The organism is Pseudomonas neuropathica (assembly GCF_051174785.1).
GTDB classification, from domain to species: Bacteria; Pseudomonadota; Gammaproteobacteria; order Pseudomonadales; family Pseudomonadaceae; genus Aquipseudomonas; species Aquipseudomonas neuropathica_A.
This window is the reverse complement of record NZ_CP195111.1, coordinates 5779793-5802281: the sequence shown is the minus strand read 5'-3', so window position 1 is coordinate 5802281 and position 22489 is coordinate 5779793. Positions and strand designations below refer to the sequence as shown.

Below are 22489 nucleotides of genomic sequence, written 5' to 3'. Positions count from 1 at the left end.
GAGCGCGACTTACCTTTAAATTTTTTTTGCCGTAGAATCAGCCAGCCTTTTAAGGCGCCAATGTCCGTTAGAAGCTGTTTTCAAAGCGTCACGAGCACAGTCGTTCCTTCAGAGCGGTGTTGGCGAGGGATTTTTCCAGCGGGGAAAAATCCAGCGCCAACCCTCATCAGCTCCCCGTTCTGCAGGCGTAAAACTTTGAAAGCAGCTTCTGTAAGGAATTGCCGGTAATTCTGGCCGAACGACCCACAACGTCGTGAGGAGCATGAGTACGGCAATTTCGGGATGAGCGTCCCGGACACCCATTTGGGACCACTGATGAGGGTAATAACTGTGCTTGAAGCCTACCGCAAACATATCGAAGAGCGTGCAGCCCTGGGTATCGTTCCCCAGCCGCTTAACGCCGAACAAACAGCAGGCCTGGTCGAGCTGCTGAAAAACCCTCCGGCTGGCGAAGAAGAATTTCTCGTTGACCTGATCACCAATCGCATTCCACCAGGCGTGGACGAAGCGGCCTATGTCAAAGCCGGCTTCCTGTCTGCACTGGCCAAGGGCGAAGTTTCCTCCCCGCTGCTGGACAAAAAGCGCGCTGTAGAATTGCTCGGCACCATGCAGGGCGGCTACAACATCGTCACTCTGGTTGACCTGCTGGACGACGCCGAGCTGGCGCCAGTCGCTGCCGCGCAACTCAAGCACACCCTGCTGATGTTCGATGCGTTCCACGACGTCGCGGAAAAAGCCAAGAACGGTAACGCTCACGCTAAAGCCGTACTGCAATCCTGGGCTGACGGCGAGTGGTTCAAAAACCGTCCGACCCTGGCCGACAAGATCAGCCTGCGCGTCTTCAAGGTTACCGGCGAAACCAACACCGACGACCTGTCCCCTGCTCCAGATGCCTGGTCCCGTCCAGACATCCCGCTGCACGCCCTGGCCATGCTGAAAATGGCCCGTGACGGCATCGTTCCTGATCAGCAGGGCGCCATCGGCCCGATGAAGCAGATCGAAGAAATGCGCGGTCAAGGCTTCCCGATCGCTTACGTCGGTGACGTGGTCGGTACCGGTTCTTCGCGTAAATCGGCGACCAACTCGGTACTGTGGTTCTTCGGTGACGACGTTCCTTACGTGCCGAACAAGCGTGCTGGCGGTTTCTGCTTCGGCAGTAAAATCGCTCCGATCTTCTACAACACCATGGAAGATGCCGGCGCACTGCCAATCGAGTTCGACGTTTCCAACATGAACATGGGCGACGTGATCGACCTGTACCCGCATGCTGGCAAAGTCTGCAAACACGGCACCGATGAAGTGCTGACCACCTTCGAAATGAAGACCCCGGTGCTGTTGGACGAAGTTCGCGCCGGCGGCCGTATCCCGCTGATCATCGGCCGTGGCCTGACCGAGAAGGCTCGCGCCGAACTGGGTCTGCCACCGTTCGACCTGTTCAAGAAGCCGGAAGCCCCAGCTGAAAGCACCAAGGGTTTCACCCTGGCGCAGAAAATGGTCGGCAAGGCTTGCGGTCTGGCAGAAGGCCAAGGCGTTCGTCCTGGCACCTACTGCGAACCGAAGATGACCACCGTAGGTTCTCAGGACACCACCGGTCCAATGACCCGTGACGAACTGAAAGACCTGGCGTGCCTGGGCTTCTCCGCTGATCTGGTGATGCAGTCGTTCTGCCACACTGCGGCGTATCCAAAGCCGATCGACGTGACCACCCACCACACCCTGCCTGACTTCATCATGACCCGTGGCGGCGTTTCCCTGCGTCCGGGCGACGGCATCATCCACTCGTGGCTGAACCGCATGCTGCTGCCAGACACCGTCGGTACCGGTGGTGACTCGCACACCCGTTTCCCGATGGGCATTTCGTTCCCGGCCGGTTCCGGTCTGGTTGCGTTTGCTGCGGCCACCGGCGTTATGCCGCTGGACATGCCGGAATCGATCCTGGTGCGCTTCAAAGGCAAAATGAAACCTGGCATCACCCTGCGTGACCTGGTTCATGCGATTCCTTACTTCGCTATCCAGAACGGTCTGCTGACCGTCGAGAAGAAAGGCAAGAAAAACGCCTTCTCCGGCCGCATCCTGGAAATCGAAGGTCTGGAAGGTCTGACCCTGGAGCAGGCGTTCGAACTGTCCGACGCCTCGGCCGAACGTTCGGCTGCCGGTTGCACCATCAAGCTGTCGAAAGAGTCGATCACCGAGTACCTGAACTCCAACATCACCCTGCTGCGCTGGATGATCGGTGAAGGTTACGGCGATGCGCGTACTCTGGAACGTCGCGCTCAAGCGATGGAAGCCTGGGTTGCCAACCCGGAACTGATGGAAGCCGATGCTGACGCCGAATACGCCGAAGTCATCGAAATCGATCTGGCCGACATCAGCGAGCCGGTACTGTGCGCGCCGAACGACCCGGACGACGCCCGTCTGCTGTCCAGCGTTGCTGGCGAGAAGATCGACGAAGTGTTCATCGGTTCGTGCATGACCAACATCGGTCACTTCCGCGCTGCCGGTAAGCTGCTGGATCAGGTCAAGGGTCAGCTGCCAACCCGTCTGTGGCTGTCGCCGCCGACCAAGATGGACGCTCACCAACTGACCGAAGAAGGCTACTACGGCATCTACGGCAAGGCTGGCGCGCGCATGGAAATGCCAGGCTGCTCGCTGTGCATGGGTAACCAGGCACGCGTTGAGCCGAACAGCACCGTGGTGTCGACTTCGACCCGTAACTTCCCGAACCGTCTGGGCGACGGCGCGAACGTCTACCTGGCTTCGGCCGAGCTGGCGTCCGTGGCTTCGATCCTGGGTCGCCTGCCGACCGTCGAGGAATACATGGAATACGCTGGCAAGATCGACAGCATGGCGGCCGATATCTACCGCTACCTGTCCTTCGACCAGATCGCCGAGTTCCGTGAAGCTGCTGCGAACGCCAACATCCCGGTCGTTCAAGCCTAACGCTGCAACGCAATGAAAAAGCGCCGCCCATCGTGAGATGAGCGGCGTTTTTTTATGCCTGTTGGGGGGGGGGGGTGCCTGTTCGGGCCTCATCGCTGGCAAGCCAGCGATGACAGAGTGTCAGTCGACATCATTGCTGATGACTCACCGCTTTCGCGAGAAAGCTCGGCTCCCGAGCCCAAAAAAAACCGCTGTGCCCGGGCAGGCACAGCGGTTCTTGTCGATTGAATCCGCGTTACATCGTCAGCTTGTAAACCAGTGCCGAAATCGCCACCAGACCCACTGCCGTCACAAACATGTTAGACGCCTGACCACGATAGCGTGCCATCGCCGGAATCTTGCGAATCGCATACATCGGCATCAGGAACAGAATCGCCGCAATGACCGGACCGCCGACGGTTTCGATCATGCCCAGAATGCTCGGATTCAGCGTCGCGATGATCCAGCAGATCACCAGCATGAACGCCGCTACGATGCGATCCAGTGCCTTCGCGCTCGGACGCTTGCCGCTCTTCACGATCAAGCCCTTCAGGCCCTCACTGGCACCGATGTAGTGACCGAGGAACGATTTGGAGATCGCCACGAATGCAATCAACGGTGCCGCAAAGGCGATGGTCGGGTTGCTGAAATGATTGGCCAGATAAGACAGGATCGACAGATTCTGCTCTTTTGCTTCCGCCAATTGCTCCGGCGACAACGTCAGAACGCAACTGAAGACGAAGAACAGCACCATCAGCACCATCAACGCGTGTGCGCGGGACAGAATCTGCGAGCTGCGCTCTTCAGCGTGGACGCCATAACGACGCTTCTGATCGACCGCAAATGCCGAGATGATCGGCGAATGGTTGAACGAGAACACCATCACCGGAATCGCCAGCCACAGTGTGTGCAGCAGCGCGGACGGTGCCGGCACCTGCGATGCCGTGGTCAGGATGCCGCCGTTCCAGTGCGGAATCAGGTAAACGGCGAGGAACAACAGCGCGACAATAAACGGATAGACCATCAGGCTCATGGCCTTGACGATCGCCTGCTCACCGCAGCGCACCACGGCCAGCAGACCGAGGATCAACACGAACGACAGCAGCGCGCGCGGTGGCGGCGTGATGTGCAGTTGATGCTCGAGGAAACTGGCGACTGTGTTGGTCAGGCCGACGCTGTAGATCAGCAGGATCGGGAAGATCGCGAAGAAGTACAGCAACGTGATCAGTGCACCGGCCTTGATGCCGAAATGCTGCTCGACCACTTCCGTGATGTCGGCGCCTTCGCGACCGGACAGCACGAAGCGGGTCAGCCCACGGTGTGCGTAGAAGGTCATCGGGAAAGCCAGCAGCGCAAGAACCACCAGCGGCCAGAAGCCACCCAGCCCTGCGTTGATCGGCAAAAACAGGGTACCGGCGCCGATGGCCGTTCCAAACAGTCCCAACATCCAGGTGGTGTCCTGGCGATTCCAGCTCGAAAGTTCAGCGGGTGCTGCTGCATCAAAGCGCTCTTCGACGCTATTGGCCTGATCATTCATCCGGTCGGATCTCCGCATTCCGGTCACTTGCCACTCGGTCAGGACGCGTCGGAAAAAACCGACAGACATGCTCCGGCCGAAACAGGGGCGCGATTCTCCGTGATAAATGAGCAGAAGCAAAGACTTAGCTGAGGAATGGTTGTGCGGAGCAGATCAGTGAGTTGTCGTTTTCGGGAAAAACACTGTCGCATCCAGGTACGTGCAGTGTCGTTTTCTGAAAAGCGTCTGTACCGTGTATTAGCGGCAAAATCTGATCAGATCGTCCGACCCACGAAGAAACCAAGTGACCAGCAAAACATTCCAAAAGCTAACATTGCCCAGATCGGGTACATATCGCGCTTGTTTTTTATGCGTATTCTTTCAACCCACTCATCGTGTTCCCGCTCCATTTCTTCCATTCGGGCTTTGCGATCATAGGTACTCATGCGACTTTCCTTTTTGGGTCATGGATCTGACATTTGTAAAACGCGAACAATCAAAACCTGAAGAAAACGCCTGCTACTGCGGTGATTGCTGTCACCACCCCGGCTACTACTGCAAGCGGATATAAACTCGTCTCTCTGTTAAGCTTTTTTTCTTCCGCCACGAGCTTTTGTCTTTCAGCCACAAGTTTCCTTGATTCATTTTCCAGCCTGTCGAGTTCCAGATTTTCACGATCGTTTTTGTACATTTGCCTTCCTTGGCTGTTGGCGGTGACTACCCTGGCTGCTTTGTACTCTCATAATTTCGCTTTGTTCACCTGTCCGGATAGCGGACGAATCTGTCGAATTCGTAGGCAAAATCCGCGAGTCAGGTAGGCAGCCTCATAGAGAGACCTTTTAGAAAACACTTCGCGATCAAGTACCCGTGCCTTTCAATTTGCCCCACATGATCTAGCGTGAGATGAGTCCCCTGCCCTGCGGAGCCTTCCCATGCCACTGGTTCGCGTCGATATCCAGCAAAACCCCGACCCCACTTTCGCCAAACGCATCGGCGAGCACATCTACGCGGCCCTGCGCAGTTGTATCGATGTGCCCGAGCACGACAACTTCCAAATCCTCACCGAGCACGACAGCCAGCATTTCGTCTACGACCCGCAGTATCTAGGGATCCAGCGCAGCGATGGCGTAGTGTTCATTCAGATCACCATCAGCGAAGGGCGCACGGTGGAGAAAAAGCAGTTGCTGTTCAAAACCATCGCCGAAAGCCTGCACACACAATTGGCGGTGCGCCTGGAAGATGTGTTCATCAATCTGGTCGAGGTCAAGAAAGAGAACTGGTCATTCGGCAATGGCATCGCGCAGTACGTCACTTGACCCGCCCATTGACAGCCCGGTATCAGCGCCAGCATGATCGGCCCATGAACATTCGCGCGCTGCAACTCACCCGTACCACCACGACCGCCACCGGCGGGTCGTGGTGTTGCTGTCTGAGGTAAACCCAGCGCAGCAAACCCAAGGCCCCGCCAGCAATGGACGGGGCCTTGTTGTTTCTCCCGTCCGTGCGGCATCTGCAGCACCCAAGGAGAAACACCATGCCCGCAGCACTGTTGATCATCGATATGCAGGTCGGTCTGTTCCACGGACCGGAAAAGCCCTACCAGGGCGAACGGGTTCTGGCCAACATCCAGCGCCTGGTCGCTCAGGCCCGCGCGAATCAAGTGCCGATCTTCGCCGTGCGCCACACCGGCCCGGACGACTCACCGATTGCCGCTGGTAGTACTTTCTGGCAATTACTGCCAGCGCTTGAGCTGGACGCCGAAATCGACACCCTCTTCGACAAATCCCGCCCCGATGCTTTCCATGGCACTGACCTTGCGCGGCAACTCAAAGCCGCACAGGTAGAAGAGTTCTATGTGGTCGGCATGAAAAGCCAGTTCTGCATCGACAGCACCTGTCGCAGCGCTGCCGGTCTTGGCTTCAGACCGCTGCTGGTCAGCGACGCCCACACTTGCATGGACACTGCCGCGCTGCCGGCCAAAGCGATCATCGACCATCACAATGCAACCCTCGGTGCTGCCTTCGCACGGTTAATCGAAAGCGCAGAAGTGAGATTCTAAGGAAACGATCCAAAATAGACGCAACTTCACTTGCTGCGGTTGCGTCAACCAGACATTTGTTACGGCATCCCTTGTCCTACAGCATCGTGTAATGAGTTATTTACGCCGGCGACGCCAACTACAGAAAACACCGACAAACAAATGGATTAACCAGAAAACTTTCAGAATACTCCTACATCTTAAACAGCCAAAAACATTCACAACAAAATATTTCTTAAAATCAAATACCAGCCATTTGTTACAAGCAACTACCCAGCCATTGAACAATATTCCATGGCAGGTCTATATTTTTCTCGCCCCGAATTCGAAGACTAATAATTGAAGTGTGATCAAGAGGACACAGCATGCAAAAGAACATGATGAGCGGCCTGTTGTTGGCCGCACTGCTAGCCCCGCTCGCCAGCGCCAACGCCGATGTCCGCGAGCTGGCTTCTTCGCCGCGATGGCTGACCACCAAGGTCTACATCGAGGGCGCCCCGGAAACCGACGTCAAAGAGAAGTACCCCGGCGTCGTTGGTATATCGACGTGGGATCCCGAGCGTAATCGATACGAGTTCTTTTACACCGATACAGGCGAGTCAAAATACAATAATGGCGGCGGCGGTTATTTCTTTGTCACCGGCGATCAGCAACAGCACATTCTTGTGCCGGATATCGGCCCCACCAAAACATGGATCAGACGTCTGGAAACATTGAACAACCGAGAGTTCACTTATTCCCGGGAAGTCCCTCGCGACATGGTCGAAAACAATCCTCTCGTGCGCATTCATGTCGTTCACGCGCCCTATACCGGAACAATAGAAACCAAGTCCGCCATCAAACAATAAAACCAGGAGTTCGCTATGCAAAAGTCAATTAAAACCCTGCTGATGTCGACGTTACTGATTTCTTCTGTCTATTGCGCCGGGGTCAGCGCACAAGCTGCGACCCAGCCCGCAAAAAATGCCGTCGCCACCGCCGACAATGCGATGATGCTGACCGTGTTTCTGAAACATGATCAAACCCGACCGTTAAGTGAACTCAAGGCTCAGCTTGCGCAACAGGGTTTCCATAAAACGTTCCCCCCGGCCGGCGTCGAGGTGGTGAGCTGGAACATCATGATGGGGATCGGCCAGGTCGTGACCGTGCGCTTTCCTGTCTCGCGTCTGGCGGAAGTTAACCTGGCGCTGGAAAACACTGCATGGGGCAGTTACCGCACCGAGTTCTATCCGACCTACGATATCAAGCCGCTCGCGATGGCTGAGCAAGCCAAAGCCCAAGCGGCCCAATGATACCGACAGCACACCGGATCACCGGTGTGCTCCCAGCCTTGCTTCTTGTCCGAAGCCGTCCAGACTCAAAGCACCACTGCGCCACTGACAACGATTGCCAAGTCGCTGCGGATTCAGCACTCTGAAACGACTTTCGCGATCAACCCGCAGACGTTCACAGGAGCCGCGCAATGCCCGCAACCGTTCTGGTACTGGTTGAAACCATCAATGACTATTTGCCAATCCTCGAACATCAGGGCTTCCACCTGATTCTCGCTCCGACACCCGCCGAACGTGCGCAAGCCATCGCCACCCACGGTAGCCGCATCGACGCAGTGCTGACCCGTGGCCCATTGGGCCTCAGCGCCGATGAAATCGCCGCCCTGCCCGCGCTGAAAATCATCACGGTGATCGGCGCCGGGTACGAGCACGTCGACCTGCAAGCCGCGAGCAACCGCGGCATCACTGTCACCAACGGCGCAGGGGTCAATGCCTCGTCGGTGGCCGACCATGCGATGGCGATGCTGCTGGCGCTGGTTCGCGACATCCCGCGTTGCGACGCTGCCGTACGCCGTGGGGAGTGGCCGAAGATCATGCGCCCGTCGCTTGCCGACAAACGCCTGGGGATTCTCGGACTGGGCGCCGTGGGCATGGCGATCGCCAAACGCGCGAACCTTGGCTTCGACATGCAGATCAGCTATCACAGCCGTCAAGTGCGCAGCGATGTGCCTTACGCGTTCTGCTCGACGCCGACCGAACTGGCGCGGGCGTCGGACTTCCTGATCGTCGCCACGCCCGGCGGCATCGGCACACAGCATCTGGTCACCCGCGCGGTGCTCGATGCGCTTGGTCCGAAAGGGTTTATCGTCAATATTGCCCGCGCCAGTGTGATCGCCACGGCGGATCTGATCAGCGCCCTTGAACAACGCAGAATTGCCGGCGCCGCACTGGATGTGTTCGACCACGAGCCACAAGTGCCGGATGCGCTGAAAACCCTGAGCAACGTGTTGCTGACACCACATGTCGCCGGCCTGTCACCGGAAGCGACGCAAGGCACGGTGGAACTGGTAGGCAAAAACCTCGTGGCGTTTTTCTCGGGCGAGCCCGTGCTGACGCCTATCGCGCTGCCACCGAAACTCAACAACCAGCGCGTGCACTAAAGGACGCCGAGCAACGTCCACAAACGCCGCGATTCGGCGTCGGCACTGATCAACTCACCGAGTAACTCGCTCAGCGGTTTGTTGCCCCACTCGACCCCGCGCCGGATCAGATACGGCACCGGGCTGTGGGGTTCGGTGCGGGCGAGGTATTCGGCGATCAGCAGCAGTTGGCGATACGCCTCTTCGCGATTGGCCGGCTCACGAAAGGCCAAGGCTACCGGTGCGGGTTCTTCTGGCTGCGCAACGGCGACGGGGGCTTCGACCAGCGGCGGTGGCGGTGCCGGTTGTTGTGGGTGCATGGCGATAAACTCCTGAACCAGTTTCAGCAGCGCCTGGATGGTGTCCTGCAAGGGGCGCAATCCCGGCGCCTGATCTCCCAGATAGGCATCACTCCAGGTGTTGAGCCGTTGCAAGTGTTGCAGGCTCAGGAGCAGATTGCCCTGAGTGCGCAGCCAGAACGCCAGCGGCGTGGCGCGCACTTGTTCGTTGAGTTTCTTCTGTTCATTGCGCGCGTTTTCCGCCGAGGTCTTGGCGTTCTTGCTGTCGTTGGTCTGCACTTGCTGCACCTGCAAGCGCCGCCAGACTTCCAGGGTGCAAGCCTCGAAATCGCTGTTGCGGCTACCGAATAACGGCACCCGCGTGAGCAATATTTCACTGTACCGGCGCACCAGCCATTCCAGCGGAATCACCCGCCACGACTGGTCGCCGTTCTCGGCCTGCGGGTGCAACTGCTCGGGAAAGCGTTCACACAAACCGGCGATCAGCGCCAGGCTGCCGGGCAAACCGTCGAGCGCTTGCAGGTGCAGCCATGCCTCGCCGAGCCAGGCGCTGAGCATCAGGTCCTTGCTGCGCTCCAGCAATAACGTCGTCGTAAGTTTTTCGACGTCCGGCCAGTTCGCCCGCTTCAGTGTCGATTGCCAGACCCCGGTCGGCAGGCTGGCATCGTCCTCGCGGCGCAAGTCGCGCAACTGATCGAACTCACGCTCATAACGCAAATCGACGCCACACGGCGCTTGTGCGCTGATCGGTGCGAGCAGTTGGTCAATCAAGTCCGGCAACGTCGTCGATGGCAGGCTCACAAGTCTTCCTTCTGTGATTCAAGGGCGGCGGTGCTGCCGGTCACCTGAAACGGCGAACGCGGCGCGCGGGTTGGCAATGGCGCGATCGACAGCGGCAGTTTCGAGCCTTGGCTCATCAGCGACAGGCGCACGAACATGCGCGTGAAGTCGCTGGTGACGCTGTCCGGCGCCCCGGTCACGGGTAAACGCAACGTCAGCGGGAAATCGGTGTAATCCACGTTTGGCTGACGCTGCACCGAGAAATGCGCGCGCATCAGGCGCAGCAATGACCATGGCCCGCCGTACTCCCAACCGGCCTCCAGATCACGTACCACCAGATTTGGTTGCTGTGGATCATTGACTGGCCGCTCCTTGCCGTTACGCGCCCAGCGCAGGGTCAGGCGGACAGGCTGGCCGACCATCCAGCGCAGGTTCGGTTGCTCGGCTGCCGGATAGCTGATTTGCTGATTGCCGGCGAGCAAGCCCCAGGCGATCACCTGATCGGCGCCCAGCTCATCATCGCGATCGGTGCGCCAGCGCACGTCCAGCTCGACGCCGAGGATGCCGCTCTTGTCACGCACGAACAGCGGCGTCAGCCAAATGCTGGCCTGCTTCAAGCGGTTGAGAAAGTCCGCCGCGGCCAGGCGCTCCGGGGTCTGGTTGGTGGCAAGGCCGGCCTTCGCGACCGGGAGTTTTTTGTCGATCAGTTGCAGAAAATATTCAACCCGCGCCGGATCGGCGTCCTGCATCTGCACGCCGTTGGCGAAAGGAAAGCGATCCGCCAGATATTGATTGAAGTAGTTGGCCAGCTCATTCCATGCCGCAGCGGCCTGTTGCACTTGCAGCTGCTGGCAACGCTGCATGGCTTCCTGTTGCAGCTCCACCGCGCGCATCGCCAACGTGCCGCGTCCGCCGGCGACGTTGGCGGTCTGCAACATTTGCAGGCAGGAATTGACGTCCATCTCGACGAAATCGCGGCTGACCAGCTGCTCGATCTGTGCCGGCGAACTGGCCGGGTTGGCCTCTTTGTATTTGCGCAGTTCGTCGTTGAGCGCACTGAACTGCGTCACGCGTTCGTAATCCAGTGCCGACAGATTGGCTTGCTGTGTTGTCAGCCACTGCAACGATGACGTGCGCCGCTCAGTGATGCCGAGCATAGTGTTGAACTGCTGCTTGAGGCTCAGTTTGAGATCCTGCACGTCACTGGCGCCGAACAGTTCCAGACCGAGGTTTTTCGAACCGTCCCACTGGCTGATTTCGGCCCTTCCGCCGAACAGCGGTTGCGCGGTGATGTCTTCCAGACCGCCGGTAATCTGCGCCATCGCGCGGCGGTTGAGCGCCGCTTGCAGGCGTGTGGAGAGATCCGGACGATGCACCTCGACGAAGGCCTTCTGCAGGGCCATGGCTTGCTCGGCCTGCACATTGAACACAGCGTAAGGATGCGCCTGATCGTTGTGATCCTTGAGGCTCAACCACATCGCCTGGGCGGCGGCACGCTCGGCGGCTTTGAGCACCGCAACGCGATAGTCCGGTGGAATGCGTGGCAGTTCTTCGGCGATGTAGCTGTTGTAGTCGGCGAAATATTTCAGCGATTCATTGAGGTCATCACCGTCCACGGTCTGGCCTTGCATATTGACGTTGTCTTCGCTGGCACGCAGGGCGACCGAAACGAAGTCGCGCTTGAACAGCGCCTGTATCGCGTTATCCAGCTTGATCACTTGTTCCTGCAAGGCCAACTGCCCGCTGACTTGCTGAATCAACAAATTGTCCCGCGAGCCGACCTGTGCGATCCATTGATCGCGGAAACTCTGCTGCAAGCGTGACGCTTGCGTGTCGAGGTCTTGTTGGACTTGCGCGCCCAACAATGTGCTCTTGCCCACTTTGGCGAGGAAGTCACCATAACCCGGCACCAATTCCTGGCCTTTGCCACGGCTCCACGTCGAATTGGTCAGGGCGATCGCCGCTTGCAGATCGTCGACCAGCGCGGTCAGGTCTTCGAGGTCGCGCAGGCTGTTGCCACTGCCGGCCTCCAGTTGATCGAGGTGCAACTTGAGGTAACCGGCCTTGCTGACAAAGTTGTCGGCGAGGAAATATTGATCCAGCCAGCGCTGCATCAATCCGGAAAAGTTGCTGACGATCTGCGGCCGGTCGACGCTCAGATCCAGCGCCTGCAAGCTGCCGTCCTCCCCGGCCACCAGCAGCCGATTGTAGAACGCCGCATACGGCAAGGTGCCCGTGTTGAGGTTCAGTGACAGCGCGTTGTTGCTCAGTTGCACCAGGTCGTCCAGTGGCGCGCGCGGGTTGTTCTGCACTTGATTGAACAGCTGATTCTGCTGCTCCAGACGCAAGGCCCGATCCACCAGATCGTTCGCCTTCAGATAGTTCTGCCACTGCGCCGGGTCGTCGCTTTCGACACTGCTGCGCCGGTCGGTGCTGCGGATCGCTTTGATCTGCGCCAGTTGCGCGCTCAACAGATCATGCAGCGGCACCATGATGTGGCGCTGGGTGGACTGCAATACTTGCTGTTCGAGTCGATTGTCGAGCGAGGAAAACCACGACGTCGGAAACACCAGAGAGACATAGTTCCAGTGCGGCGCACGCTCCAGCACGCGCCAGAAAGTCTGCACGTTGCGTCGGGTCGAGTCGACCCGTTGCGCCTCGTCGCTGATCGCCACGTAGCCCTTTTGCGCGCCTTGCATCTGCCGCGCCAGTTCGTGGGCATCTTTGACCGACACCTGCCAGACCCAAAGCATCGCCACCGCCCAGATCACCCCGACCACCAGCGCCACGCCGGCCGTCAGCCGCTGCCAACGCTGACGCAAGCGCAACAGACGCGGCACGCCTTGCGCCAAGCCTCGCTCGCCGACCAGTCGCTGGCGCCACAACTGGCGCACAAACACGCTTTGCTGCAAGCCGCTGTCGTCGGCGGAAAATCCGTCTCTGGCATCCTCCGAGGCCTGACTCGCGCTGAAATAGACACCGCGAAAACACGGCGCTTCACCCTGGGCGTTACCTTGAAACACCGGTTCCAGAACACTCTGCAAACCGCGCCGCAAGGTTTCCAGACGCTCCGGCAAGGCGTACAGATCGGCGCTCAACTGGCCGGACAACGTGCCGATTTCGATAATGGCTTCCGCTACCGCGCGATGGATACGATCGAGCGCCTGATCGCTCCACTGCCCTTGCCAAACCGCATCGCGTGAATACGGTGACGACCAGCCCAGGGTACGTTCGCGGGCCTCGTCGGGCAGCGCACTGATCAGTTCCTGGAAACCCGGCAATTCTTCAAGTCCGGTGATGATCACGTACACCGGCACACTCAGACCAAAACGTTGCAGCAGATCGATGAAGCGCCGGCGCGCCGCCAGACCGAGGCCTGCGGCCTGTTCAAGATTGCTCAAACGACTGACCGGCACCAGCCAGACGACCCCGTCCAGCGGCCGCTTGCTGCGCATTCGCAAGATCAAACCCAGCAAACGCCACCAGCCGCCACGCTGCAAATGCATGCCGTCGTCGGGCAGAAACAACGCCTGCGGCACCACCAGCACGGCGCCTTCGGGATCCGACCACCAGCGGCCGAACCACGCGGGTTTGTCGGTCGGTTGCAGACGCCATTCATTGACCAGTTGCGTGCCCTGGGTTTCGTCGCCGAGCATCAACAGCCATGGCATCTGATAGCGGTCGTGACTGCCCTGCTCTTGCTCCATTTGCCGTACGGCCGCGTAGAAACTGCGGATCGCGGCACCGCTCTGGGTGCGCAACCACCAGACCGCCACGGCGATGATCACCACAACCAGCAGCAGCGCGACAATCCACGCGACTATCGTCAGGGTACTCATGAGTCTTGCTCCGCCGGCACCACCGAATCGATGATCTGCAGCACCGGTTCCAGCTCCGACTGAATGTCACGCCAGAGGAACTGACCAAGCCCGGTCAGCAACAGCAGCATCGCCAGAATCCCCAGCGCCAGGCGAAAGCCATCCGGCAGCGCCGTGCGCACCGGCAGTTGCAACGGCGTGGTCAACGAAGGCTGCACCAGGCGCTGGCTGACATCGGTATAACTGGCATCGTCCTGCCAGGCAAAGGTGTACAGCGCCAACCGCCACTTCTCCAATTGCGCCTGGCTGTGTTCGCCACGCAGACGCCCATGGAAGCCGAGGATCAGACACTGCAGATAGACATTGGCCAGATCGCGGGTGGTCGGTTGCTGTTCATCGAGCAATGTCTGAATTGCCGCCGGCACTTGCTCACCGGCCTGCCGGCTGGCGTACAACCGCGACTCCAGGGGTTTGTCCTGCCATGCCGCTTGCCCGGGCCATGGCGTGAACAGCAGGGTTTCGTCGACCAGCGCGACGAATGCATACACCAGTGCCTTGACCTGCTCGGTCGCCGAATCACCGACCCGCGCATAAGCGGTGCGCCACAATCGCTGCGAAGCCTGCGTCGAGAGTTCGACAACGGTCTCCACCAGCGCCGCTTCGTCCTCGCTGTCCTTGGGCAATTGCACCCAGTCCTGTTGCCATTGCTGCCACGTCTGGCGGAACGCGCTGCTCAACGGTGCGTCCTGCAACCCAAGGCTTGCGGCACTTCCTTGCGACATACGGCGTTCCTTGTGTGATCAGGCACTTTCGCTGTTCTGGGCGACAAACAGCACCACTTGCCACGGACTGCTGGTCAGCTTCGCCGCCGGTGCGGCGATCATCAGCGGCAGTTGGGCGTCGAACCACGCGCCTTCGGCCGTCAGCACAAACAACCGCGTGTCCTCGCCGACGCTGTAGGCCACCTGTTCGCTGCGGCTCATGACCTGGTGCGGCAAACCGCTCATGCGCTGACGACTGAGCAGCGCGATGTGCGGCGCCGAAGCGATGATCGCGCCGCGCAACCAATCGATCGCGGCTTGCTCGCTGGCACCGTTAGGCATGCGCAGACCGATGACCAGACGCTGACTCGGCTGCTCGTCCGGCAGTTGAATCGAAAAGCTCTGTTCACCGCGTTCGAACGGCAAGCTGCGGTAGCCGGCGCGGATCAGTTCGAGGGTGTTTTCCAGCCATTGCAGCACCGTGTCATAACCGCGCTGCAATTCGACGAAATCCAGTGGGGCAAATGCCGGCACGCCGGCCAGCGGATTGAGCGCCGACCACGCGCCCGCCAGTCCGAGCAGGTGTACATAAAGGGTTTGCGGATGGGCGATGCGGCTGTTCAGCGCGCCTTCGACTTCCGGCAGGCGAACCCACAACGCGGTTAACTGCCGACGGATTTCCAGCGCGTCGTCCTGATTGCCGGCCTGCTGCGCCTGACGCAAACGCCCGCCGAGAAACAGGCACTTTTCCCGTGCCCGCGCGCAGAGGCCGGCGATGCGTCGACCGAGTGCCGATTCCGGCAACAAGGTCGGCGTCGGCGCGGTGTAAGACAGCGGCAGGAAACCGCCGCCCTCCTTGCGGATTTTCAGCAGCGGCAGGCAGATCGAATCGGCCTTGTTCAGTTGCGTGCACAGACGTGGATTGGGGCGCCACACGGTGATCGACTCAGGGAATTCACCGCTGGTGAGATCCGGTAGTGCGTCGCCCACCACCGACTGCAAGCGGCCCTTGAGCGGCAGCAACTGCCCGGCCCGCCACATCGGGCTGATCGCCAGGTAAACGGTAACGGTGGCGTCGTCGGTGGCATCGATCGCCGCGCCGACATCCAGTTCCAGCGTCGGCCCGATCCCGGCCTGCAAATCCACGGGCAAGCCGTCGGGCATCGTCCCTTGCAGCGACACCACCCGCACCACCCCGGCACTCAGCGCCGAAGGGTCGAACTCCATGTGGCTGACACCCCAGAACCACGGGTTGCAGGCTTGCGCCAGATGCGCACCGAGTGCTTCGGCCCGCAGCCCTTGCAACTGAAAATGCTGTGGCAGCAATTGCATGCCTTCGTGCCAGCAAACCGCGTCAGGTAGCAGACTCATACGACTCCCTTCGACAAGGCCGCGAACCGGCGGCAGCGGTGATGTTTCAGTGTTCGGTAGCGTTGACCAGGCTCATCTCGCGACTGTCGAATTTCAGCCACGCCTCGCTCTGATCATCGAGCCGCAAGCGGTGTGCTCCGGGTGTGTTATAGCTGGCGAAGACCAAAAGTCCAGCGGCCTTCTTGCCCCCCAACGGGAAGGGTTGGCGGTCGATGAATTGCCCCGGCACCAGCTCCAGTCCCCACACGCTCATCAGCTGACGATAGTCGCGTTGGTACTGCTCGCGTTCAGCGAACCACTGGCTGGCATTGATACCGGACAATTGCTTGAGCAGATCAGGGTCGGCGACCGCGATGAAGTCCACGGCAATCGGCGTGTCGTCGTTGGCTTTCGGGGCGACGTCGAGGGTCAGGCTGTCGAGGTCCACTTTCGGCCCGAAGAACGAGCAACCGGCCAGAGACACCAATACCAGTGTTAGAAAAAGTCGTGTACGCAAAATGAATTTTCCTTTTCACGAGCCTGTCCAAAAATGTTTTCGCTTGCTTTTTTATAGACCTGTTCTAGCGTCTTGGGTAGTTCGGTTCCTACAGCCGAATCAAGAAGGTTTGTCAAAGGAACGACAGGTCATCTGCCTCCCTTTCTAACCTACGGTCCAGCAAGGGAAAGCGATGAACGGGCCTCCCCGATGCATTGCGCCCGCTCATCGCATCGGAGTCCGCCGTCATGGCAGAAAGTACTCAGCACAAGCTCGACCGGGTGCGCCCGCCCCGAGTGCAAATCACTTACGACGTCGAAATCGGCAACGCCATCGAGAAAAAGGAATTGCCACTGGTGGTCGGGATACTCGCTGACCTCTCGGGCAAGCCGCTCGAACCATTGGCAAAACTGACTGACCGGCGTTTTACCGAAATCGACCGCGACAACTTCAACGAAGTGCTCGCCTCGATCGGCCCGCGCGCCACGCTGCAGGTCAACAACACCCTCAGCGGCGACGACAGCAAGCTCAATATCGAACTCAATTTCAAGCACATCGACGACTTCGATCCGGTCAAAGTGGTGGAGCAAGTCACCCCACTGCGGCGCCTGTTCGAAGCCCGCCAACGCCTGCGCGATCTGCTGACCAAACTCGATGGCAACGATGACCTGGACAAGCTGTTGCGCGACGTCATCGCCAACACCGAAGGCCTGCAGGAAATCAAATCGGCCCGCCCGGACACCGCTACCCCGGCCTCTGACGCCGAGGCCCCGGCCGAACCGCAAGCTTGATCGTCCACTTAATCGAGGGGAGAATTCGCCATGCCCGCTTCAGCTCAGAAACAAGCCAGCGACAGTACGACCGAAACACTTTCCCTGCTCGACCAGATCATTCTCGACGGCCGCATGGCCCACGATGACAGTCAGCAGGATTACGCCCGTGACATGCTCGCGGAATTCGCCACCCAGGTGCTCGACGAAGGCATGGCCATCGACAAGGACACCGTGGCGATGATCAACGACCGCATCAGCCAGATCGACGAGCTGATCAGCGCACAGCTCAACGAAGTCCTGCACCACCCCGACCTGCAAAAACTCGAAGCCTCGTGGCGCGGTCTGCACCTGCTGGTGCAGAACACCGAAACCAGCACCCGACTGAAATTGCGCCTGCTCAATGTCACGCAGAAAGAGTTGCAGAACGACCTGGAAAAAGCCGTCGAATTCGACCAGAGCGCGCTGTTCAAAAAGATCTACGAAGAGGAGTACGGCACCTTCGGTGGCCACCCGTTCAGCCTGTTGGTCGGTGACTACACCTTTGGCCGGCACCCGCAGGACATAGGCCTGCTGGAAAAACTGTCGAACGTCGCCGCCGCGGCTCACGCGCCGTTCATTGCCGCCGCCAGCCCGCGCCTGTTCGACATGAACAGCTTCACCGAACTGGCGGTGCCGCGGGATCTGTCGAAGGTGTTCGAGAGCCAGGAGCTGATCAAGTGGCGCTCGTTCCGCGAGAGCGAAGATTCGCGCTACGTCTCGCTGGTACTGCCGCATTTCCTCCTGCGTCTGCCCTACGGCCCCGACACCTCGCCGGTGGAAGGCATCAACTACGTCGAAGACGTCAACGGCACCGACCACAGCAAATACCTGTGGGGCAATGCCGCGTGGGCGCTGTCGCAACGCATCACCGAAGCCTTCGCCAAGTACGGCTGGTGCGCGGCGATTCGCGGCGCTGAAGGTGGCGGTGCGGTCGAAGGCCTGCCGGCGCATACCTTCCGCACCAGTTCCGGCGATCTGTCGCTGAAATGCCCGACCGAAGTGGCGATCACCGATCGCCGTGAAAAAGAGCTCAACGACCTCGGCTTCATTGCCCTGTGCCACAAGAAGAACAGCGACGTCGCGGTGTTCTTCGGCGGCCAGACCACCAACAAGTCCAAGGTCTACAACACCAACGAGGCCAACGCCAACGCGCGGATCTCGGCGATGCTGCCGTACGTGCTCGCGGCGTCGCGTTTCGCCCATTACCTGAAGGTGATCATGCGCGACAAGGTCGGCAGTTTCATGACCCGCGACAACGTGCAGACCTACCTCAACAACTGGATCGCCGATTACGTGCTGATCAACGACAACGCGCCGCAGGAAATCAAGGCGCAGTACCCGTTGCGTGAGGCGCGGGTGGACGTCACCGAAGTGGCCGGCAAACCCGGCGCCTATCGCGCGACGGTGTTTCTGCGCCCGCACTTCCAGCTCGAAGAGTTGACCGCGTCGATCCGCCTGGTGGCGACTTTGCCGCCACCGGTTGCTGCCTGACCTGCTTTGCCCCCGCCGCTGCTGCGGCGGGGGCTTTCTCTATCTAGCGCGACACCCTTCAGGAGTTTCAAGCGATGGATGCAATCATTCTCGACCTCGGCGGCGACATCAAAGGCGACAGCCTGCTCGAAGGTTTTGCGGACAAGATCGAAGTCATGTCCTACAGCCACAACGTGGCGATGCAAGTCACCAACGACGTCAGCAACTCGGAACGCACCTCCGGCAAACCCCATGTCGGCGAGTTCACCGTGACCAAGTTTATCGACAGCTCGACACCGTCACTCAACGAATACTGCTGCGCCGGCAAACCGATCCCCGAAGCCATCATCACCATCGGCCGCAACGCCGCTGAAGGCAGCGGGCAGTTGATGCCCTTTATCGTCTACACCCTCACCAACGTGGTGTTGTCCAACGTCAGTGTCAGCGGCGGCACTGGCGGCAAACCGGTGGAAACCGTGTCGTTGAACTTCACCAAGATCAAATGGGAACTCACCGCGCAAAAAGACGACGGCACCAAGGAAGGCACCGCGGCGTCGACCTGGGACATGGCCGCCAACAAGCTTGTCAGCTAACCCGGCGCTCTGGCCATGGCAGGCACCGGCATGCGCGCACCGCTGTTCGAACGCCTCGCGTCCAGCGAGGCCGAGGGCGCGCGCGAGTTCGATCGGCAGGACTTGCTCGACTCGGTGCACGCCGAGCTCGGGCGCCTGTTCAATACGCGACGTGGCCCGCGCACGCTGACCACGCCACCCAGTGTGATCGACTATGGCATCGCCGACTGGAGCGCGCTGCAACAGCAGCGCAGCGACGACCGTCGGCGGCTGGCACGGGACATCCGCGAAGCCATCATGCATTTTGAACCGCGCCTGCTGCTGGGCGACGTTCAGGTCAATCCCTTGCCCGGGCATCCGCAGCAAATGAGCATTCGCCTGCTCGGTGAGTTGCGCAGCGGTCGCCAGCAGTGGCCGGTGGCATTCGTCATCGAGCCCGGCGGCCAAGGGCTGGAGGTGCGCCATGAGCGACTCGATTGACCCGCAACTGCTCGACTACTACCAACGCGAACTGACCTGGCTGCGCCACGCCGGCAGTCAGTTTGCCGAGCGCTATCCGAAAGTTGCGCGGCGTCTGGAGCTGTCGCCGGGCGAATGCCCCGATCCGCACGTCGAGCGTTTGCTGGAAGGTTTCGCCCTGCTCGCCGCCCGCCTGCAACGACGTCTGGATGACGACTACGCCGAGTTCAGCGATGCGCTGCTCGAGCAACTTTATCCGTTGGCGATGCGGCCGCTGCCGTCCTGCGCCATCGTGCAGTTCGAGCCTGACCCGAGCAAAGGCAATCTCGACGACGGCTATCCACTGCCCCGTGACACGCCGCTGTTCGTGACCACCAGCAAGGGCGAAAGCATTCACTTTCGTACGTCGGCCGCCGTGCATTTGTGGCCGATCGAAGTCACCGAGGCGTTGTTGCTCGGCAGCGACGAAGCCCAGGCCTTGACCGGTGTGGCGCAATCGCGTTCGGCATTACGCCTGAGTCTGCGCTGCCGCGGTGACAGCCAATGGTCGGCGCTGGGCATCGAGCGATTGCGCATTCATCTGGCGGCGTCACCGGTGGTCAATGCCTGCCTGTACGACCTGCTCGGCGCCCATGCAGTGCAGGTACTGGCGGGGTCGCCGGGCAGCGTTCCGACGGTGGTCAAAGGCCTGCCGGACATCGTCGGTTTCGCTGATGACGAAGCGCTGTTGCCGGATGAAGACGGCGTCCATCCGGGCATGCGTTTGCTCGCCGAATACTTTGCGTTCCCAGACAAATTCCACTTTTTCGATCTGCCACTGGGCGGTGTCTCCAGCGACAGTCAGACACTCTATCTGTACATCGTTTTCGACCGAGCCCCCGGCAGCCGCGTGCACTTGCAGGCCAGCGACATCGCGCTGGGCTGCGCGCCGGTGATCAACCTGTTTCCGCGTACTTCCGAGCCGCTGCGCCCCGACGGCATGCGCAGCGAGTATCGGTTGATCGCCGACAGCCACCGCGAAAACAGTGTCGAAATCCACAGCATTCGCGCCATGCGCGCCAGCTCCAGTGCCGGCGTGCAACGGCTACCGGCGTATTACGGCAGCCAGCACAGCGGCGGCGAGCAACAGCGTTACTGGCATGCGCGGCGCGTCAACGGCCTGACACCGAACCGGCTTGGCAGCGATTTGCTGGTGAGCGTGGTCGACACCCGTTTCGAGCCACAGACCGATCTGCCTGATTACAGCCTTACCGCAGAGTTGCTCTGCACCAATCGTCATCTGGCGCAAAGTCTGCCGGCCGGTACGCCACTGGGTTTCGAGCGCCCTGGCCCGGTCGCCTGGGCACGCCTGCGCAATCCGCCAAGCGCGCAAAGTCTGCCGCGTCTGGACGGTGATTCACGCTGGCGACTGGTGTCGCAACTGACCCTCAATCACCTGTCGCTGGTGGAAGGCCCGCAGGCACTGGACGCGCTGAAGGAGATTCTGCATCTGCATAACCTGCGTGAGGAGGCCAGCGCCTTAAGGCAGATCGAAGGCTTGCTGCAGCTCAATTGCCAACGTGTGATTAGCCATGTCGGTGCCGATGCCTGGCGCGGTTGGCGCAATGGTCTGGAAGTGCAATTGCAGCTTGATCCGCAGCACTTTGTCGGCAGCAGCGCGGTGCTGTTTTCGGCGGTGCTGGCGCAGTTCTTTTCCTTGTACGCCACGGCCAATCGCTTTGTGCGCACGGTGCTGATGCAGTCCGACAAGGAGGTCAAGGCATGGCAACCCCAAGCCGGCATGCCGCTGTCGCTCTGACGCTGAGCCAACGCCTGCGCCGCGATCCGCAGGCGTTCGAGTTGTTGCAGGCGTTGCTGGTGCTGGAACGCGAGCAACCTCAGGCCGAACCCCTCGGCAGCGGCACCTCGCCTCAGGCCGAAGCGGTGAAACTGCGCGGACCACTGACGCCAATGTTTGCCATCAGCCAGCTCGAAGCCCTGCGCGAAGAGCCGGGCGAGCCGCTGACGATCGACACGCCGATATTTGGCCTCGGCGGCCCTGACGGCCCACTCCCCTACGCTTATCAGGATTGGCTGCAACAACGGGCGCGGGCCAAGGATCATGCGCCGGCGGCGTTTCTCGATCTGTTCCAGCATCGCTTGCTCAGCCTGCTTTACAAAGTGATGCGCAAGCACCGGGTGGCGCTGGGCTTCGTCACACCAGGGGCATCACCGGTGCAGGCCCAGTTGCGCGCGCTGACCGGTTTGCTGCCCAAAGCTCTGCAGGAACGTCAGGCGGTACCCGATTGCGCGGTATTGGCGTGCACCGCGCTGTTTGCCGACGGCCGCCGCTCACTGGCCGGGTTCGCCGCGATTGTGCGCGAGCAGTTCGCCGTGCCCGTCGAGTTGAGCGCTTATGAAGGGGCCTGGCGCCTTATTCCAGCCGCCAGCCGCAGTGTAATGAAACCCGGTGGGCGCAATCTGCAACTGGCCCGCAGCGCAGTGGCCGGCAACCGGGTCTGGGATGAACATGCCGGCATTCGCCTGATCCTCGGACCGTTGCCGTCGGCGCAGGCCGCACGCTTCCTGCCGGATGGCGAAGCGCACCCGGCACTGGCCAGCCTCGCGGCCCTGTTTTTCGGCCCGGATCTGGAGGTCAAACTGGTGCTGCGAGTCCGCGGTGCCGTGCCGATGAAACTCAGTCGACAAGCGCCGGCCCTGGTCAGTTGGAACGGCGGTTTGCAGCGTCAGGCCAGCCTCACCGTGCAAACGATCGAAACCCGACTTCGTCAGCTGGAGATCACCTGAAC

20 protein-coding genes are annotated in these 22489 nt (G+C 60.2%); 12 read left to right on the top strand and 8 right to left on the bottom strand.

What is annotated here, in order from left to right; genetic code table 11:
- The first annotated feature begins 330 nt into the window (after positions 1–330).
- Positions 331–2940, top strand: a complete 2610-nt coding sequence (gene acnB / locus ACRRSD_RS26150) for a bifunctional aconitate hydratase 2/2-methylisocitrate dehydratase (protein ID WP_042704862.1) — start codon at positions 331–333, stop codon at positions 2938–2940.
- Between the two features lie 235 nt (positions 2941–3175).
- Here the strand turns inward: acnB and ACRRSD_RS26145 are convergent, their stop codons facing one another.
- The 3 genes from ACRRSD_RS26145 to ACRRSD_RS26135 all read right to left on the bottom strand — a co-directional run bounded on the left by ACRRSD_RS26145 (position 3176) and on the right by ACRRSD_RS26135 (position 5126).
- A complete protein-coding gene (locus ACRRSD_RS26145; RefSeq protein ID WP_435036189.1) occupies positions 3176–4456 on the bottom strand; it encodes an HAAAP family serine/threonine permease in 1281 nt (426 codons plus the stop codon).
- Positions 4457–4710: 254 nt separating this feature from the next.
- Positions 4711–4881 (bottom strand): hypothetical protein, encoded by a 171-nt coding sequence (locus tag ACRRSD_RS26140; protein WP_191630892.1) that lies wholly within the window; start codon positions 4879–4881, stop codon positions 4711–4713.
- Between the two features lie 50 nt (positions 4882–4931).
- Positions 4932–5126: a hypothetical protein gene (locus ACRRSD_RS26135; protein WP_150650709.1), complete on the bottom strand. Its 195-nt coding sequence runs from the start codon at positions 5124–5126 to the stop codon at positions 4932–4934.
- Between the two features lie 241 nt (positions 5127–5367).
- On the opposite strand from ACRRSD_RS26135, the gene ACRRSD_RS26130 reads away from it, so the two are divergent.
- The 5 genes from ACRRSD_RS26130 (at position 5368) to ACRRSD_RS26110 (ending at position 8904) form a co-directional block, all read left to right on the top strand.
- Positions 5368–5751: a tautomerase family protein gene (locus ACRRSD_RS26130; RefSeq protein ID WP_435036188.1), complete on the top strand. Its 384-nt coding sequence runs from the start codon at positions 5368–5370 to the stop codon at positions 5749–5751.
- Between the two features lie 218 nt (positions 5752–5969).
- Positions 5970–6494 carry a cysteine hydrolase family protein gene (locus ACRRSD_RS26125; protein ID WP_435036187.1) on the top strand — a complete coding sequence of 175 codons (525 nt, stop codon included), beginning with the start codon at positions 5970–5972 and terminating at the stop codon, positions 6492–6494.
- A 344-nt stretch (positions 6495–6838) separates the two neighbouring features.
- Positions 6839–7321: a DUF4822 domain-containing protein gene (locus ACRRSD_RS26120; protein ID WP_435036186.1), complete on the top strand. Its 483-nt coding sequence runs from the start codon at positions 6839–6841 to the stop codon at positions 7319–7321.
- Between the two features lie 15 nt (positions 7322–7336).
- Positions 7337–7765 (top strand): hypothetical protein, encoded by a 429-nt coding sequence (locus tag ACRRSD_RS26115; RefSeq protein ID WP_038366244.1) that lies wholly within the window; start codon positions 7337–7339, stop codon positions 7763–7765.
- Positions 7766–7935: 170 nt separating this feature from the next.
- Positions 7936–8904, top strand: a complete 969-nt coding sequence (locus ACRRSD_RS26110) for a 2-hydroxyacid dehydrogenase (protein WP_435036185.1) — start codon at positions 7936–7938, stop codon at positions 8902–8904.
- On the opposite strand, the gene tssA is transcribed toward ACRRSD_RS26110, so the two are convergent.
- From tssA to ACRRSD_RS26085, 5 genes are read right to left on the bottom strand one after another with little or no spacing between them, the layout of a single operon-like run.
- Positions 8901–9983, bottom strand: a complete 1083-nt coding sequence (gene tssA, locus ACRRSD_RS26105) for a type VI secretion system protein TssA (RefSeq protein WP_435036184.1) — start codon at positions 9981–9983, stop codon at positions 8901–8903. The genes ACRRSD_RS26110 and tssA overlap by 4 nt on opposite strands.
- Positions 9980–13801 (bottom strand): type VI secretion system protein, encoded by a 3822-nt coding sequence (locus ACRRSD_RS26100; RefSeq protein WP_435036183.1) that lies wholly within the window; start codon positions 13799–13801, stop codon positions 9980–9982. Before ACRRSD_RS26100 ends, tssA begins: the two co-directional genes overlap by 4 nt.
- Positions 13798–14562: a DotU/TssL family secretion system protein gene (locus ACRRSD_RS26095; protein WP_435036182.1), complete on the bottom strand. Its 765-nt coding sequence runs from the start codon at positions 14560–14562 to the stop codon at positions 13798–13800. Before ACRRSD_RS26095 ends, ACRRSD_RS26100 begins: the two co-directional genes overlap by 4 nt.
- Positions 14563–14580: 18 nt before the next feature.
- Positions 14581–15912 carry a type VI secretion system baseplate subunit TssK gene (gene tssK, locus ACRRSD_RS26090; protein WP_435036181.1) on the bottom strand — a complete coding sequence of 444 codons (1332 nt, stop codon included), beginning with the start codon at positions 15910–15912 and terminating at the stop codon, positions 14581–14583.
- Positions 15913–15958: 46 nt separating this feature from the next.
- Positions 15959–16408, bottom strand: coding sequence for a type VI secretion protein (locus tag ACRRSD_RS26085; RefSeq protein WP_435036180.1), 450 nt, complete (start codon positions 16406–16408; stop codon positions 15959–15961).
- A gap of 227 nt (positions 16409–16635) precedes the next feature.
- Between ACRRSD_RS26085 and tssB the strand changes: the two genes are divergently transcribed.
- The 6 genes from tssB (at position 16636) to tssG (ending at position 22487) form a co-directional block, all read left to right on the top strand.
- Positions 16636–17178: a type VI secretion system contractile sheath small subunit gene (gene tssB / locus ACRRSD_RS26080; protein WP_435036179.1), complete on the top strand. Its 543-nt coding sequence runs from the start codon at positions 16636–16638 to the stop codon at positions 17176–17178.
- 30 nt (positions 17179–17208) lie between these two features.
- Positions 17209–18690: a type VI secretion system contractile sheath large subunit gene (gene tssC, locus ACRRSD_RS26075; RefSeq protein WP_007911038.1), complete on the top strand. Its 1482-nt coding sequence runs from the start codon at positions 17209–17211 to the stop codon at positions 18688–18690.
- A gap of 74 nt (positions 18691–18764) precedes the next feature.
- On the top strand, positions 18765–19262 hold the full coding sequence (locus tag ACRRSD_RS26070) for an Hcp family type VI secretion system effector (protein ID WP_007911046.1): 498 nt from the start codon (positions 18765–18767) through the stop codon (positions 19260–19262).
- A gap of 15 nt (positions 19263–19277) precedes the next feature.
- Positions 19278–19721, top strand: a complete 444-nt coding sequence (gene tssE, locus ACRRSD_RS26065; RefSeq protein WP_435036178.1) for a type VI secretion system baseplate subunit TssE — start codon at positions 19278–19280, stop codon at positions 19719–19721.
- On the top strand, positions 19705–21498 hold the full coding sequence (tssF, locus tag ACRRSD_RS26060) for a type VI secretion system baseplate subunit TssF (RefSeq protein WP_435036177.1): 1794 nt from the start codon (positions 19705–19707) through the stop codon (positions 21496–21498). The genes tssE and tssF overlap by 17 nt, the downstream gene beginning before the upstream one ends.
- Positions 21462–22487 (top strand): type VI secretion system baseplate subunit TssG, encoded by a 1026-nt coding sequence (gene tssG, locus ACRRSD_RS26055; protein WP_435036176.1) that lies wholly within the window; start codon positions 21462–21464, stop codon positions 22485–22487. Before tssF ends, tssG begins: the two co-directional genes overlap by 37 nt.
- Positions 22488–22489 lie beyond the last annotated feature (2 nt).

Bases quoted from the DNA above. Each gene is read 5' to 3' on its own strand.
- tssF (WP_435036177.1), top strand. From the start codon at position 19,705: ATGAGCGACTCGATTGACCCGCAACTGCTCGACTACTACCAACGCGAA.
- ACRRSD_RS26140 (WP_191630892.1), bottom strand. From the start codon at position 4,881: ATGAGTACCTATGATCGCAAAGCCCGAATGGAAGAAATGGAGCGGGAA.
- tssG (WP_435036176.1), top strand. From the start codon at position 21,462: ATGGCAACCCCAAGCCGGCATGCCGCTGTCGCTCTGACGCTGAGCCAA.
- tssE (WP_435036178.1), top strand. From the start codon at position 19,278: ATGGCAGGCACCGGCATGCGCGCACCGCTGTTCGAACGCCTCGCGTCC.
- ACRRSD_RS26130 (WP_435036188.1), top strand. From the start codon at position 5,368: ATGCCACTGGTTCGCGTCGATATCCAGCAAAACCCCGACCCCACTTTC.
- ACRRSD_RS26100 (WP_435036183.1), bottom strand. From the start codon at position 13,801: ATGAGTACCCTGACGATAGTCGCGTGGATTGTCGCGCTGCTGCTGGTT.
- ACRRSD_RS26120 (WP_435036186.1), top strand. From the start codon at position 6,839: ATGCAAAAGAACATGATGAGCGGCCTGTTGTTGGCCGCACTGCTAGCC.
- ACRRSD_RS26070 (WP_007911046.1), top strand. From the start codon at position 18,765: ATGGATGCAATCATTCTCGACCTCGGCGGCGACATCAAAGGCGACAGC.
- tssB (WP_435036179.1), top strand. From the start codon at position 16,636: ATGGCAGAAAGTACTCAGCACAAGCTCGACCGGGTGCGCCCGCCCCGA.
- ACRRSD_RS26115 (WP_038366244.1), top strand. From the start codon at position 7,337: ATGCAAAAGTCAATTAAAACCCTGCTGATGTCGACGTTACTGATTTCT.
- ACRRSD_RS26110 (WP_435036185.1), top strand. From the start codon at position 7,936: ATGCCCGCAACCGTTCTGGTACTGGTTGAAACCATCAATGACTATTTG.
- tssC (WP_007911038.1), top strand. From the start codon at position 17,209: ATGCCCGCTTCAGCTCAGAAACAAGCCAGCGACAGTACGACCGAAACA.
- ACRRSD_RS26095 (WP_435036182.1), bottom strand. From the start codon at position 14,562: ATGTCGCAAGGAAGTGCCGCAAGCCTTGGGTTGCAGGACGCACCGTTG.
- ACRRSD_RS26145 (WP_435036189.1), bottom strand. From the start codon at position 4,456: ATGAATGATCAGGCCAATAGCGTCGAAGAGCGCTTTGATGCAGCAGCA.
- ACRRSD_RS26125 (WP_435036187.1), top strand. From the start codon at position 5,970: ATGCCCGCAGCACTGTTGATCATCGATATGCAGGTCGGTCTGTTCCAC.
- ACRRSD_RS26135 (WP_150650709.1), bottom strand. From the start codon at position 5,126: ATGTACAAAAACGATCGTGAAAATCTGGAACTCGACAGGCTGGAAAAT.
- tssK (WP_435036181.1), bottom strand. From the start codon at position 15,912: ATGAGTCTGCTACCTGACGCGGTTTGCTGGCACGAAGGCATGCAATTG.